Origin of the sequence: Variovorax sp. KK3 (genome assembly GCF_001984055.1) — a bacterium.
Taxonomy (GTDB): Bacteria; Pseudomonadota; Gammaproteobacteria; order Burkholderiales; family Burkholderiaceae_C; genus Variovorax.
In genome coordinates, this window is sequence record NZ_LYVO01000026.1 from 45,051 (window position 1) to 58,397 (window position 13,347).

The window sequence follows — 13,347 nt, forward strand, 5'->3', positions numbered from 1 at the left end:
CCCGATAGACATCATAGAAAAAGCCGCCCGAAGGCGGCCTCTTCACTGAGCGTCAGCGGCTCAGGTACGGCACTCGGCAGGCACGTACTTGTCCTTGATGGTGCCCTTGACGACAGCGGAGTTAGTCACGGTGCTGCCAGCCGAAGCGCAGACCCAGGTGATCGAACCAGCAGTGGGAATCGTCGATGCCGAAGCGGTGCCAGAGAGAGCGGTGCCCGCAGCGCGCGAACCGTTCAAAGGGGTGAGGGTCAGCGTGGCGCCGTTGTCGATTTCAGTCTGATACCTGATCGTGATCACGCCCGTGCCTTGGGCAATCTCAACGGCAGAGACGTTGCGGGTAGCTGCCGGTGAAGTCCAGCCGGAAGCGAAGGGAGCGCCGTTCGCAGCGTTCTCGGCAACAGCGGTCTTTGCACTGCCGGCCAGCGAGATGCCGTCCGTGACCTTGGCGCGGATGGTGTAGTCCTGGTAGGCCGGCAGCGCCACCGCCGCCAAGATACCAATGATCGCCACAACGATCATCAGTTCGATAAGTGTGAAACCCTTTTGCACGTTGCGTGCGATGGAACGACGGTTCATTCAAAAGACTCCGGTTGGTTGAAGAAGGCCCGAGGAAAGGCCCCCGGTGCGTCTAACCTTCCGCAGCATCCATGCCACCCCATGCCTGCTGCCCTGTCCCCCGCATACGTGTTCAAAAGTTCACGAACCACTTGCAGCGAGTGACACAGCTGGTTGCCACCCCTGTTTGCCGGCTGACAATTTTTGTCACCCAGCACCATTCAGGTCACACCCGCAGCACTCCCGCGGCTTCCATCCAGCGAATGTCCCAGGCCCGCTGCCCTTGCATCTGCAAGCCATCTGCTAAAGCGGCGATCTGGCTCATGATCTCTTCTGTTTCGGCAGGCTTGGTATGGGTTATGTAGATGGGGTATTCCCTAGCCGGCGCGATCTGCGCCAGCTCGTCCGCCAGGGTCGCGGGCGACAGGTGGAGGCTCCGGCGAGCCAGGCCCTGCTCCCTATTGCTGAACGCCGTCTCGATGACCAGCATCGCGACGTCCAGTTGGTTCACCCGCTGCCAGAACGCCGGATTTCGTTCCGTGTCGCCGCTGAAGACCCAGTGCGGCCCACCGCTGGCACAACGCACGGCAAAGCCGCAGGCCGGTACCGCATGGACGGCCGGAAGCACTTCGATGTGCTTCAGGGCCGCCGTGCCAAGCTCCAGCTCTTGCCCGATCACGATGTCGTGGAAGGTGACGAAGGGCGCCTCCAGGCTGGGGATGCTCGCGAAGTCGGGCCAGATGACGTTGTTGAAGACGTGGGCGCGCAGCGCTTCGATGGTGGCGCGCAAGGCATGCACGCGCAGGGGCTTGTTGCGGCGGCTGGCGACCGCGTCGAGCATCAGGGGCAGCGCGGCAACATGGTCCAGGTGCGAATGGGTGAGCACCACGTCGTCGATGGCGCTCATCTCGTCCAGCGTGAGGTCGCCGACGCCCGTGCCAGCGTCGACCAGCAAATCGCTGTCGACCAGGAACGAGGTCGTTCGGCAGTCTTTCGCGATGGCGCCCGAGCACCCCAACACGCGCACATGCATTTGTGTGGGCCTTTGTTTACCTGAGTGCTATTTGCTTCGAATCGGATTGCGCCGTCCCGGCCGGATGACTTTGGCGCGCGGACAGCGAGGCTAAACGCTCAGCGCACAGACGGTAAAGGACTTTTTTGGCACCGACGGCCGGGCGTGGCGCGAACGCCCCATCAACCGCAGTCGACGCCGCGCGGCAGGCAACTCAGCAGTAGGCGCTTAGCCGGCGACGAACTGCATGCGGGTTCCGCCCAGCTCGAGCACGTCGCCATCCTGCAAGGCGACGGCCTCGTTGCCGAGCGGCTCGCCATTGAGCGCGGTGCCGCCGTCGATGGGCGCCACGACGTAGCCATGCAGGCGCCGCGTAACGGCGGCCACGGCCACGCCGGGCTTGCCGATGGTGGTCACGACCTTCTGCAGCGAAAGCTCGCGCCCGGCACCGCTGCCCGACAGCACGCGGATGACGGCCACACCGGCGCTGCCGCCCAAAGGCGTGTGGATGGTCGGGTCGGACGAAAGCGGAATGGGCCCCGATGGCACGCCCGGGGCGACGACGGCCGGGCCCGCGGCCTCGGCCACGGCAGCGCCGACCAGATAGCGAATCTTGTACTTGCCGACCTCGACGACGTCGTTGTGCTCCAGGGCCTGCTTCTTGACGGCACGCCCGTTGACGTAGGTGCCGTTGGTGCTGTTGAGGTCTTCCAGGTAGACGTCGCCGCCGATCATGTGCAGCACGGCGTGCTCGCCGCTGATCGCGAGGTTGTCGATGACGATGTCGTTGTACGGCCGCCGGCCCAGCGTGGTGCGGTCCTTGGCGAGCGTCACTTCCTTGATAACGACGCCGTCGATCGAAACGATCATTTTCGGCATGGCCGGCTCCTGGATCTCATTTGTAGGTTCACGGAGGTCACACGGACCGGTGCTTGCCCGAGCGGGCTATCCGGGGGCGCGGGACGCGTCGCTCGAACGGGCCCGGGCGAGGACAACGGATATGTTGTCCTTGCCGCCATTCTCGTTTGCAGCTGCAACCAAAAGTGTTGCTTTTTCAAATAGCCCCGCATCTTGCAACAAAATCGTGAAAAGCTGCCCGTCGGGCACCATCTCGCTCAGGCCATCGGAACATAGCAGGAAAAGGTCGCCCGATTGCACGCCGTGCTCATGCAATTCGAGTTCGACATGGCGCTCGATTCCCAGGGCTCGCGTGACCAGGTTGCGGTGCGGCGACAGGCTGGCCTGCTCCGGCGTGATGGCGCCGGCATCGAGTTGCTCCTGCAGCAGCGAATGGTCGCGCGTGAGCAGCTCGAGTTTGTCGTCCCGCAGGCGATAGCAGCGCGAATCGCCGATGTGGCCGACGATCGCGCGGCGCGGCCCGAAGGCGGCCAGCACGAGCGTGGTGCCCATGCCGGCAAGTTGCACGTTGGCCACACCGGCTTCCAGGATGGCGGAGTTGGCTTCGTCGGTGCCGGCCTGGAGGGCGCGGCGCACGGCCCGCGGGTTGGCCGACAGCCCCGCATGGGTGAGCCAACGGCCGAAGCTGGCCTGCAGCAGCGCAATCGCCATGCCGCTGGCCACTTCGCCGCCGTTGTAGCCGCCCATGCCGTCGGCCAGCAACACCAGGCCGAGCCCCGGGTCGTAGGCGATGGTGTCCTCGTTGTTGGCGCGCACCCGGCCGGGGTCGGTGAGCGCGGCGTAGTCCCAGGAGAGCGAGCCGGTATCGGAAAGGACGGGTGCGCCTGGGTTAACCATGAATCAGTTCAATTGAAAATCAACGGCCGCGATCATTGCACGTTCGCGGCGCCGCGCTTCTGCAGCCACTTGCCGAAAGCGACGACGAATACCGCACCCGCTGCTGCGCCGGCGTAATGCAGCCAGGGTGCGGCGGCCAGCGTGTCGTGGAGGACGACGTCGCCGACGGCCGTTTCACCACCGACCCACCCGATCAGGGCGGCGCCGAGGATGATGATGATGGGGAAACGCTCCATGAGCTTGATCATCAGGGTACTGCCGAAAATCACCAGCGGGATGCTGATGGCCAAACCCAGAACCAGCAAGACCATGCTGCCCTGGGCTGCGGCCGCAACCGCGATCACATTGTCGAGGCTCATCACCAAGTCGGCGAGCAAGATGGTGCGCACGGCGGCGAACATGCTGCCATATTGCTTCTCTTCGCCATTGTCTTCATCTTCCTCGCCGAGCAACTGCACGCCGATCCACAACAGCAACGCCCCGCCCAGAATCTGCAAGTACGGCAAGGCCAGGAGCTTCGCGGCGATGACGGTCAGCGCGATCCGCAACACCACCGCGGCGCCCGAGCCGAACAGCACGGCTTTTTGCTGCTGCGCCGGCGGCAAGGACCGGGCGGCCATCGCGATCACCACCGCGTTGTCTCCCGAAAGAATGATGTTGATCCAGACGATCTTGACGAGTCCGATCCAGAAGTCGGTAGTTTGCAAATATTCCATGTCTCGCTTCCACTGTTATGAATTGAAAAAGCGCTCGCAACGTGAATTGCGAGCGCTTTTCCTTTTGTGTGGCTTGGGAGGAGGACGACCTAGATCTGCGCCTTGAGCAGCTTGCCGAGCTCCGAGAAGTTGCGGGTGATCTTGAAGCCGCACTCTTCCATGATGGCGAGCTTGGCTTCGGCCGTGTCGGCACCGCCGGAAATCAGCGCGCCTGCATGGCCCATGCGCTTGCCGGGAGGCGCCGTCACACCGGCGATGAAGCCGACCACCGGCTTCTTCATGTTGTCCTTGCACCAGCGCGCGGCGTCGGCTTCATCGGGGCCGCCGATCTCGCCGATCATGATCACGGCGTCGGTGTCGGGATCGTCGTTGAAGGCCTTCATCACGTCGATGTGCTTGAGCCCGTTGATCGGATCGCCGCCGATGCCCACGGCGCTCGACTGGCCCAGGCCGATTTCGGTGAGCTGCGCCACGGCTTCATAGGTCAGCGTGCCGGAGCGGCTGACCACGCCGATGCGGCCCTTGCGGTGGATGTGGCCGGGCATGATGCCGATCTTGATCTCGTCGGGCGTGATCAGGCCGGGGCAGTTCGGGCCGAGGAGCAGCGTCTGCTTGCCGCCCGCGGCCACCCTGGCCTTCATCTTGTTGCGCACTTCGAGCATGTCCCGGACGGGGATGCCTTCGGTGATGCAGATCGCCAGATCGAGGTCGGCCTCGGCGGCTTCCCAGATCGCGGCGGCGGCGCCGGCCGGCGGCACGTAGATGACCGAGACGGTGGCGCCGGTCTTCTGGGCGGCTTCTTTCACCGAGCCGAAGATCGGGATGTTGAAGATCGACTCGCCGGCCTTCTTCGGGTTGACGCCGGCCACGAAGCAGTTCTTGCCATTCGCATATTCCTGGCACTTCTCGGTGTGGAACTGGCCGGTCTTGCCCGTGATGCCCTGGGTGATGACTTTGGTGTCTTTATTGATGTAGATCGACATGACGATGTTCCTTAGGCCTTTACTGCTGCCACGACCTTCTGGGCCGCTTCTGCCATGGTGTCTGCAGAGATGATCGGCAGGCCCGATTCGGCCAGCAGCTTCTTGCCCTCGGCTTCGTTGGTGCCCTTCATGCGCACCACCAGCGGCACTTGCAGGTTGACCGCCTTGCAGGCCGCGATCACGCCGGTGGCGATGGTGTCGCACTTCATGATGCCGCCGAAGATGTTGACCAGGATGGCCTTCACGTTCTTGTTCTTCAGCATGATCTTGAAGGCCTCGGTCACCTTCTCGGGGGTGGCGCCGCCGCCCACGTCGAGGAAGTTGGCCGGCTCGCCGCCGAAGAGCTTGATGGTGTCCATGGTCGCCATCGCGAGGCCGGCGCCGTTCACCAGGCAGCCGATGTTGCCGTCGAGGCTGATGTAGGCCAGGTCGAACTTGCTGGCTTCGACCTCGGCGGCATCTTCTTCGTCGAGGTCGCGCAGCACCACGATGTCGGGGTGGCGAAACAGGGCGTTGGAGTCGAAGTTGAACTTCGCGTCCAGGGCGATGATGTTGCCTTTGCTGTCACGGTTGAGCGGGTTGATCTCGACCAGGGACGCGTCGGTGTCCATGTAGCAGGTGTACAGCTTCTTGAAGATGTCCACGGCCTGCGCGGTCGAGTCGGCCGGGATGCCGATGCCGTTGGCGATCTCCTTGGCCTGGGCGTCGGTCAGCCCTTCCTTCGGATCGGCGAAGACGGTGATGATCTTCTCGGGCGTCTTGTGCGCCACTTCCTCGATGTCCATGCCGCCTTCGCTCGAAGCGATGAAGGCCACCTTCTGCGTCGCGCGGTCGGTCACGGCCGAGACGTAGTATTCCTTCTGGATGTCGGCGCCGTCCTCGATGTAGAGGCGGCGGACCTTCTGGCCTTCGGGGCCGGTCTGGTGCGTCTTGAGCTGCATGCCGAGGATTTCGCCGGCGAGCTTCTTGACGTCGTCGATGCTCTTGGCGACCTTCACGCCGCCGCCCTTGCCGCGGCCGCCCGCGTGGATCTGGGCCTTGACCACCCACACGGGGCCGCCGAGTTTCTGAGCGGCTTCAACCGCTTCCTGAACCGTGTATGCCGGAATGCCTCGCGGCACAGGCACGCCGAACTTGGCAAGAATTTCCTTGCCTTGGTACTCGTGAATCTTCATGAGGGTGTCTCTCGGGGAACGAGGTTGGAAACGGGGAATCTGGTGTTGCCCTCGGGCCGCGACGCTCGGGCGGGGCCGGGCGGAGGACAGCCGGGGACTGTATCATGGTGCGCCGCACCAACGGTAATACCTTCCTGCGGTGACTACGTAGTTTCTTCTTAACGCCCTCCCCAGGCAATCCGAGGCGTCCACCATGCCCAAGGTCTTCATCGACGGCGAAGCCGGCACCACCGGCCTCCAGATCCGCGAGCGCCTGCAGACGATGCAGCAGATCGAGCTCGTGAGCATCGCCCCCCAGCTGCGAAAAGACGTCGCGGCCAAGCGCGAGCTGATGGCCGGCGTCGACCTCGTGGTGCTTTGCCTGCATGACGACGCGGCGCGCGAATCGGTGGCGCTCATCGATCAGCTCGAAGGCCGCCGCCCCAAGATCATCGATGCGTCGACGGCCCATCGCACCGCCGCCGGCTGGGCATTCGGCTTCCCCGAACTGGCCGAGGGTCAGAAGGAAGCCGTGGCCAAGGCGGACCGCGTGGCCAACCCCGGCTGCTACGCCACCGGCGCGATCGCCATCGTCCGCCCCCTGATCGATGCAGGCCTGCTGCCGGCCGACCACGCCATCGCACTGCCTTCGGTCAGCGGCTATTCCGGCGGCGGGCGCACCATGATCGAGGCGTACGAAGCCGGCCAGGCGCCGCTTTTCGAGACCTACGCGCTCGGCCTCAAGCACAAGCACATTCCCGAGATCATGAAATACACCGGCCTCACCCGCCGGCCTGTGTTCATTCCCTCGGTGGGCAACTTCAAGCAGGGCATGCTGGTGCAACTGCCGCTGCACCTCGACGACCTGCCCGGCCGCCCGAAGGCAGGCGACCTGCAGGACGCGCTCGCCGCGCATTACGCCCGCAGCAACACGCCCGAGCAGTTCGTGAAGGTGCTGCCGCCGACCGACGACGGCAAGCTCGACGCCCTCGCGCTCAACGACACCAACAATCTCGAGATCCGCGTGTTCCCAAACGAGGACCATCGCCATGCGGTCGTCATCGCACGTCTCGACAACCTGGGCAAGGGCGCCAGCGGCGCGGCGGTGCAGAACCTCAAGCTGATGCTCGGCCTCTGAAGCCGCGCCCGCCCTGCAACGGTCGGCCCTGCCCTGCCGCCTTGCATTTGCACGGCGCATCACTGCTCACTCGTCGTCGAAGTCGCTTCGTAGCACCCTGGCGACGACGCCGGCGGCGAAGCCCCGGCTCAGCATGAATCGAAGCTGCTTCGCGCGCTCGGCCGCACTGCCGGGCGGTGTGCCGAAGCGCTGAAGCCAGACCGCGCGAGCCCGTTCGAGCTCGCTGTCCGCGAGGGCTGCCACCGCTTCGGCCACCATGTCGGGCGCGACGCCCTTGTGCAGCAACTCCTGCCGCACCCGCGCTGCGCCATGGCGCGCGGCCCGCTGGTGCACCACCGACTCGACCACTCTCGCCTCGCTGATGTGGTTCTTGGCAGCCAGTTCGTCCAGCGCGCGGGCCAGGGTGCCGGGCTCTTCCTCGTAGCGGGCCAACTTGCGCTCGAGTTCGCTGCGAGTGTGCTCGCGCTGGCTGAGAAGGCGCAGGGCCCGGCCCTTGAGGGAGGGGGCGGCGAAGGCCATCTCCGCGACAGCTTATTTGCCGGCAGGCGCCTCGCCTGCTTCGCCCACCTCGGGCAGCAGCGGGATGCCCAGCGACTCGCGCACCTTGTTCTCGATCTCATGGGCCAGCGCCACGTTCTCACGCAGGAACTCGCGCGCGTTGTCGCGGCCCTGTCCGATCTTCTCGCCGTTGTAGGCATACCAGGCGCCCGACTTGTCGACGATCTTGACGGTCACGCCCATGTCGATGATCTCGCCCTCGCGGCTGATGCCCTCGCCGAACAGGATGTCGAACTCGGCCGTCTTGAACGGGGGCGAGACCTTGTTCTTCACCACCTTGACCTTGGTCTCGTTGCCGATCGCCTCGTCGCCCTTCTTGATGGTGCCGATGCGGCGGATGTCCAGGCGCACCGAGGCGTAGAACTTCAGCGCATTGCCGCCGGTGGTGGTTTCGGGCGAGCCGAACATCACGCCGATCTTCATGCGGATCTGGTTGATGAAGATGACCATGCAATTGGTCTTCTTGATGGTGGCGGTGAGCTTGCGCAGCGCCTGGCTCATCAGGCGGGCCTGCAGGCCGGGCAGCGAGTCGCCCATTTCGCCTTCGATTTCGGCCTTGGGCGTGAGCGCGGCGACCGAGTCGACCACGATCAGGTCGACCGCGCCCGAGCGCACCAGCGAATCGACGATTTCGAGCGCCTGCTCGCCGGTGTCGGGCTGGCTGATCAGCAGGTCGGAAAGGTTGACGCCCAGCTTCTGCGCGTACTGCACGTCGAGCGCGTGCTCGGCATCGACGAAGGCGCAGGTGCCGGCCTGGCGCTGCATCTCGGCGATGACCTGCAGCGTGAGCGTGGTCTTGCCCGAGGATTCCGGCCCGTAGATTTCGATCACGCGGCCGCGCGGCAGGCCGCCGACGCCCAAGGCGATGTCCAGCCCCAGCGAGCCGGTGGAGACGACCTGGATGTCCTCCAGTGCTTCGCCTTCGCCCAGCCGCATGATCGTGCCCTTGCCGAACTGCTTTTCGATCTGGGCCAGGGCGGCTTGCAGGGCCTTGGCCTTTTCGGTGTTGGCGCCGGCGATGCTCGAGCCCTTGACGACTGCGTCCATGTGGAAATCTCCTTGAGGATCAATAGGTTGCTATGGATTTCGCCCAACCTGCTTTTAACGACAGCCTGGATGCTTGATCAGTAGTGTAGGGGTTGATGGAATCTTGAAAACCCATTTTTTGGTCAGCCTGGCTTACTATCGACAGCCATGATCGACAGCGCATTTCCGATAGACCCCGACGCCTGGCGGCAAACCCACCTGGGCCGCCTGCTGGGCCACGCCATGCGCCGCTTCGACGAGCGCGTGCTGCAGTTGATGGCGCACGATGCCGACGTGCCGCTGGCGCTGTCCAACCTCGCGGCGCGCGCGCAGGTCAGCGCCGCCCACATCCACATCACGCGGCACCTGTCTCGCCAAGGCTCGCGGCTGACCGAGCTGGCCTACAGCGCCGGCATGACCAAGCAGGCGATGGGCAAGCTGGTCGACCAGTGCGAGGCCTGGGGCCTGGTGACGCGTGGCCCCGACGACCGCGACGCCCGCGCCCGGCGCGTGGTGTTCACCACCGACGGCCTCGCCTGGCTGGAAGCCTTTCGCCGCGCGGTGGCGCAGGCCGAGCACGAGTTCCGCACCAGCGTGGGCGACGAGGTCGCCACCGTGGTTTCCATCGGACTCGAAGCCTATGCCGCAGCCTAGAATCCCGCGCAGTAGACGGCCCGGCGACCCGCGCAGGGCCGCCACGTCTGGAGAGACGGCATGCGAATACTGATTGCGGAAGACGACCAGGTGCTGGCCGATGCGCTGTTGCGCAGCCTGCGCACCTCGGGCTCGGCGGTGGACCATGTGGCCACCGGCTCGCAAGCCGATGCCGCGCTGATGACCAACAGCGAATTCGACCTGCTGATCCTCGACCTGGGCCTGCCCAACATGCACGGCCTGGAAATCCTCAAGCGGCTGCGCGCCCGCGGCTCCCAGTTGCCGGTGCTGGTGCTGACGGCTGCCGACAGCGTGGAAGAACGCGTCAAGGGCCTGGACTACGGCGCCGACGACTACATGGCCAAGCCCTTCTCGCTGCAGGAACTGGAGGCACGCGTGCGCGCCCTCACGCGGCGCGGCATGGGCGCCACCAGCAATGCGATCAAGCACGGCCCGCTGGTCTACGACCAGGCGGGCCGGGTCGCCACCATCGACGGCAAGATGGTCGAGCTTTCGGCGCGCGAGCTGGGCCTGCTCGAGGTGCTGCTGCAGCGCGCCGGCCGGCTCGTCAGCAAGGACCAGCTGGTCGAGCGCCTGTGCGAATGGGGCGAGGAAGTCAGCCTCAACGCGATCGAGGTCTACATCCACCGCCTGCGCAAGAAGATCGAGAAGGGGCCGATCCACATCGCCACCGTGCGCGGGCTCGGCTACTGCCTAGAAAAGATCCCCTGATCCGCCACCTCTGTTTCCCGGGCGCTCGGTGAAGCTCTTCCAGCGCGCGCAGCGCTCCCTCTTCGGCGAGATCCTCGATTGGATGCTCACGCCGCTCCTGCTGCTGGTGCCGGTAAGCATCGGCGTGACCTGGCTCGTGGCCCAGGGCATCGCCAACGCGCCCTTCGACCGCACGCTCGAATACAACATCCAGGCGCTGGCCCGGCTGGTGGACGTGACGGCCCGGCAAGAGCCCTTTCTGCTGCCGCCCACGGCCCACGAGATCCTGCGGGCCCACGACGCAGACCACGTCTACTTCCAGCTGCTCGACGGCGACGGCCGGCTCCTCGCCGGCGAACGCGACCTGCCGGAGCCCAACACCGACGAGCCACCCGCGTCGGGCGTGGTCTACCTGCACAACGCCGCCTTCCACGGCCAGCCCGTGCGCGTGGCCTCGCTGTGGATCGCCGGCCAGACGCCCGAAGCGCCCCCGGCCCTGCTGCAGCTGGCCGAGACGCGCGAAAAGCAGTCGGTGCTGGCCGGCGAGATCATCAAGGGCGTGCTGCTGCCGCAGTTCGCCATCCTGCCGCTGGCGGTGCTGCTGATCTGGCTGGCGCTGGTGCGCGGCATCAAGCCGCTGTCGGTGATCGAGGCGCGCATCCGCGAGCGCCGGCCGGGCGACCTGAGCCCGCTCGACGAATCTTCGGTGCCGCTGGAAGTCGTGCCGCTGGTGCTCTCGGTCAACGACCTGCTGAACAAGCTCAGCGACTCGATCGGCACGCAGAAGCGCTTTCTGGCCGATGCGGCACACCAGCTCAAGACGCCGCTGGCGGGGCTGCGCATGCAGGCCGACCTGGCGCAGCGAGAAGGCGCCGACGCGGCCGAACTCAAGCAGTCGCTCAAGCAGATCGGCCGCGCGAGCATCCGCGCCACGCACACGGTGAATCAATTGCTGTCGCTGGCCCGCGCCGAGGGCGGCGGCGCGGCCATCGCGCGGCAGTCCTGCGACCTGGCGAAGCTCACGATCGAGGTGGTGCGCGAGGCAGTGCCGCGCGCCATCGAGAAACGCATCGACCTGGGCTACGACGGCGCCGAGCCGGGCGCGCCGGGCGTGGTGCTCGAAGGCAATCCAACCTTGCTGAAGGAGCTGGTGCGCAACCTGGTGGACAACGCGATCAACTACACGCCCTCGACACCCGCGCGCCCCGGCGTGATCACAGCGCGCGTGCTGGGCGACCCCTTCGGCCGCATCATCATCCTGCAGGTCGAAGACAACGGCCCCGGCATCCCCGAAGGCGAACGCGAGCTGGTGTTCGAGCCCTTCTATCGCGTGCTCGGCAACGAGGCCGACGGCTCCGGCCTGGGCCTGCCGATCGTGCGGGAGATCGCGCGCAAGCACCATGCGACCGTGAGCCTCGAAGACGCCCATCCGGCCCAGCGCCCGCTGGGGGCGCGCTTCAGCCTGCGCTTCGACGCCAACGACCTCGAGGAAGAAGACTGAACGCCGGGCCTCGACGGGGCAGGACTAAGGCCTGGGCGCCGACTCGTCCTTGAGGATCTTCAGCATCTGCGGCCGGATCTGCTGCGTGAGCCGCTCCGGCTCGCCCTGCGCCAGGCTTGCGGGCACCATGCCGAACATGGCCAGCCCGCCACGCGACCAGGTGAAGTACAGCAGGTTGGCCACCAGCAGCAGAACGACGAGCACGCGCAACGGCATGGATCTCAGCCCGCGGCGCGCGGCCGCACGCTCACTTCGGAACTGGTGACGGTCTTCATGCCCGAGGCCGTGCGCACCAGCAACTCGCCGCCCCAGCCGACGCCTTCACAGTGGCCCGTGGTGCCGTCGCTGAGTTGCACCTCGCGTCCGCGCAGCAGGTCACGCGCAGCAAAGCGCTCGGCAAAGGGCACGAAGCCGCGCTCGCCGAACAGCAGCACCTGCGACACCAGCGGCGGCACGATCTCGCGCAGCAGCTGGGGCGCGGTGGCATCGGGGCGCCACTGCGCGATCCAGGCCGGCGCGGTGCTCATGCCCGTGCCCTCGCGCGCGCCGATGTTGATGCCGATGCCGATCACCAGGTAGCGCTCGGCGATGCCGTCCTGCGGCACGGCGGTTTCGATCAGGATGCCGCCGAGCTTGCGCTCGTTCACCCACAGGTCGTTGGGCCACTTGAGCGCGACGTCGGCCGCGTTCGACGGGTCGAGGCTCTCGGCCACGCTGACGCCGACCGCGAGCGACAGGCCGGACCAGTCCCGCGGCATCAGCGGCAGCCCCAGCGAGAAGGTCAGCGAGGCGGGCTCGCGCTCGGCCTGCGCGCTCTGCCAGGGCCGGCCCATGCGGCCGCGGCCGGCCGTCTGCCGCTTCGCGACCATCAGCGTCGGCTGAATGCGGCCATCGCGCGCCCGGCGCATCAGCTCGCTGCTGGTCGAGTCGATCTCGTCGACCACCTCGACGGCCAGCCCCGGCAGCTGCGGGGCCACTGCCGCGGCGATCGCGTCTTCGAACCAGGAGTCGGCCATGGTCAGTGCTTGCCGTTCTTTCCGGCCTTGTTGCTCTTCTCGCTCTTCTTGCTCTTCTTGCCCTTGTTCTTTTTCTTCTTGCCTTTTTTCTCTTCCCCGGCCGCGAGCAGCGTGCCGCGGCACTCGCCGGAGCCGCACCAGCAAGGGAACTCGGCCTTGAGCTTCTTCGTGAGCGGCTCGTCGATGATCAAACCGTAGTCGTAGTTGAGTTCTTCGCCGGCGGCGATGTTGCGCAGCGCCTTGATGAAGACGCGGCCGCCGTCCTCGTCGGCCTCGCAGTTGGGCTCGCACGAGTGGTTGATCCAGCGCGCGGCATTGCCCTTGACGCCGCCGTCGATCACACGCTCGTCATCGATGTGGAAGTAGAAGGTGTGGTTGGGCTGCGCCGGGTCGTGCGGGTGGCGACGCAGCGCCTCGGGCCAGCTGATCAGCTCGCCCTTGTATTCGATCAGGGTCTCGCCCTCGGCGATGTCCGTCACGGCGAACACGCCGTTGCCATGCACGCCGGAGCGCCGGGTCTGGATGCGGCGACCGCCGGTTGTGGGGGATTTGGAAGGCATCGCCGAAG

At 66.0% G+C, this 13,347-nt stretch carries 16 protein-coding genes; 4 read left to right on the forward strand and 12 right to left on the reverse strand.

From position 1 onward, the window contains the following. Window positions 1–60: 60 nt before the first annotated feature. The 7 genes from B0W80_RS14695 to sucC all read right to left on the reverse strand — a co-directional run bounded on the left by B0W80_RS14695 (window position 61) and on the right by sucC (window position 6,196). Window positions 61–576 carry a pilin gene (locus B0W80_RS14695; protein ID WP_076999897.1) on the reverse strand — a complete coding sequence of 172 codons (516 nt, stop codon included), beginning with the start codon at window positions 574–576 and terminating at the stop codon, window positions 61–63. A 205-nt stretch (window positions 577–781) separates the two neighbouring features. Further along, the gene (locus B0W80_RS14700; protein ID WP_076999898.1) at window positions 782–1,588 is read right to left on the reverse strand and encodes an MBL fold metallo-hydrolase; all 807 of its coding nucleotides are present in this window, start codon (window positions 1,586–1,588) and stop codon (window positions 782–784) included. A 207-nt stretch (window positions 1,589–1,795) separates the two neighbouring features. Beyond that, window positions 1,796–2,446, reverse strand: coding sequence for an FHA domain-containing protein (locus B0W80_RS14705; protein ID WP_076999899.1), 651 nt, complete (start codon window positions 2,444–2,446; stop codon window positions 1,796–1,798). 66 nt (window positions 2,447–2,512) lie between these two features. Next, a complete protein-coding gene (locus B0W80_RS14710; protein WP_076999900.1) occupies window positions 2,513–3,322 on the reverse strand; it encodes a Stp1/IreP family PP2C-type Ser/Thr phosphatase in 810 nt (269 codons plus the stop codon). Window positions 3,323–3,354: 32 nt separating this feature from the next. After that, window positions 3,355–4,038 (reverse strand): TerC family protein, encoded by a 684-nt coding sequence (locus B0W80_RS14715; RefSeq protein ID WP_076999901.1) that lies wholly within the window; start codon window positions 4,036–4,038, stop codon window positions 3,355–3,357. Window positions 4,039–4,127: 89 nt separating this feature from the next. After that, window positions 4,128–5,021 carry a succinate--CoA ligase subunit alpha gene (sucD, locus tag B0W80_RS14720; protein WP_076999902.1) on the reverse strand — a complete coding sequence of 298 codons (894 nt, stop codon included), beginning with the start codon at window positions 5,019–5,021 and terminating at the stop codon, window positions 4,128–4,130. An 11-nt stretch (window positions 5,022–5,032) separates the two neighbouring features. Then, window positions 5,033–6,196, reverse strand: coding sequence for an ADP-forming succinate--CoA ligase subunit beta (gene sucC / locus B0W80_RS14725; protein WP_076999903.1), 1,164 nt, complete (start codon window positions 6,194–6,196; stop codon window positions 5,033–5,035). A 193-nt stretch (window positions 6,197–6,389) separates the two neighbouring features. Between sucC and argC the strand changes: the two genes are divergently transcribed. Beyond that, on the forward strand, window positions 6,390–7,313 hold the full coding sequence (gene argC / locus B0W80_RS14730; RefSeq protein ID WP_076999904.1) for an N-acetyl-gamma-glutamyl-phosphate reductase: 924 nt from the start codon (window positions 6,390–6,392) through the stop codon (window positions 7,311–7,313). A gap of 66 nt (window positions 7,314–7,379) precedes the next feature. Here argC and recX read toward each other — a convergent pair whose 3' ends face one another. Both recX and recA read right to left on the reverse strand, forming a co-directional pair. Next, a complete protein-coding gene (gene recX, locus B0W80_RS14735) occupies window positions 7,380–7,832 on the reverse strand; it encodes a recombination regulator RecX (RefSeq protein WP_076999905.1) in 453 nt (150 codons plus the stop codon). Window positions 7,833–7,844: 12 nt separating this feature from the next. After that, window positions 7,845–8,918, reverse strand: coding sequence for a recombinase RecA (recA, locus tag B0W80_RS14740; protein WP_076999906.1), 1,074 nt, complete (start codon window positions 8,916–8,918; stop codon window positions 7,845–7,847). A gap of 147 nt (window positions 8,919–9,065) precedes the next feature. Between recA and B0W80_RS14745 the strand changes: the two genes are divergently transcribed. From B0W80_RS14745 to B0W80_RS14755, 3 genes are read left to right on the forward strand one after another with little or no spacing between them, the layout of a single operon-like run. After that, the gene (locus B0W80_RS14745; protein WP_076999907.1) at window positions 9,066–9,551 is read left to right on the forward strand and encodes a MarR family winged helix-turn-helix transcriptional regulator; all 486 of its coding nucleotides are present in this window, start codon (window positions 9,066–9,068) and stop codon (window positions 9,549–9,551) included. A 60-nt stretch (window positions 9,552–9,611) separates the two neighbouring features. Continuing rightward, the gene (locus B0W80_RS14750; RefSeq protein WP_076999908.1) at window positions 9,612–10,283 is read left to right on the forward strand and encodes a response regulator transcription factor; all 672 of its coding nucleotides are present in this window, start codon (window positions 9,612–9,614) and stop codon (window positions 10,281–10,283) included. Between the two features lie 28 nt (window positions 10,284–10,311). Beyond that, window positions 10,312–11,763, forward strand: a complete 1,452-nt coding sequence (locus B0W80_RS14755; RefSeq protein WP_076999909.1) for a sensor histidine kinase — start codon at window positions 10,312–10,314, stop codon at window positions 11,761–11,763. 24 nt (window positions 11,764–11,787) lie between these two features. On the opposite strand, the gene B0W80_RS14760 is transcribed toward B0W80_RS14755, so the two are convergent. From B0W80_RS14760 to B0W80_RS14770, 3 genes are read right to left on the reverse strand one after another with little or no spacing between them, the layout of a single operon-like run. After that, on the reverse strand, window positions 11,788–11,979 hold the full coding sequence (locus B0W80_RS14760; RefSeq protein WP_076999910.1) for a sporulation protein: 192 nt from the start codon (window positions 11,977–11,979) through the stop codon (window positions 11,788–11,790). Window positions 11,980–11,984: 5 nt separating this feature from the next. Continuing rightward, window positions 11,985–12,779, reverse strand: a complete 795-nt coding sequence (locus B0W80_RS14765; RefSeq protein WP_076999911.1) for a biotin--[acetyl-CoA-carboxylase] ligase — start codon at window positions 12,777–12,779, stop codon at window positions 11,985–11,987. Window positions 12,780–12,781: 2 nt separating this feature from the next. Continuing rightward, a complete protein-coding gene (locus B0W80_RS14770) occupies window positions 12,782–13,339 on the reverse strand; it encodes an SET domain-containing protein (RefSeq protein WP_076999912.1) in 558 nt (185 codons plus the stop codon). Between the last annotated feature and the right edge of the window lie 8 nt (window positions 13,340–13,347).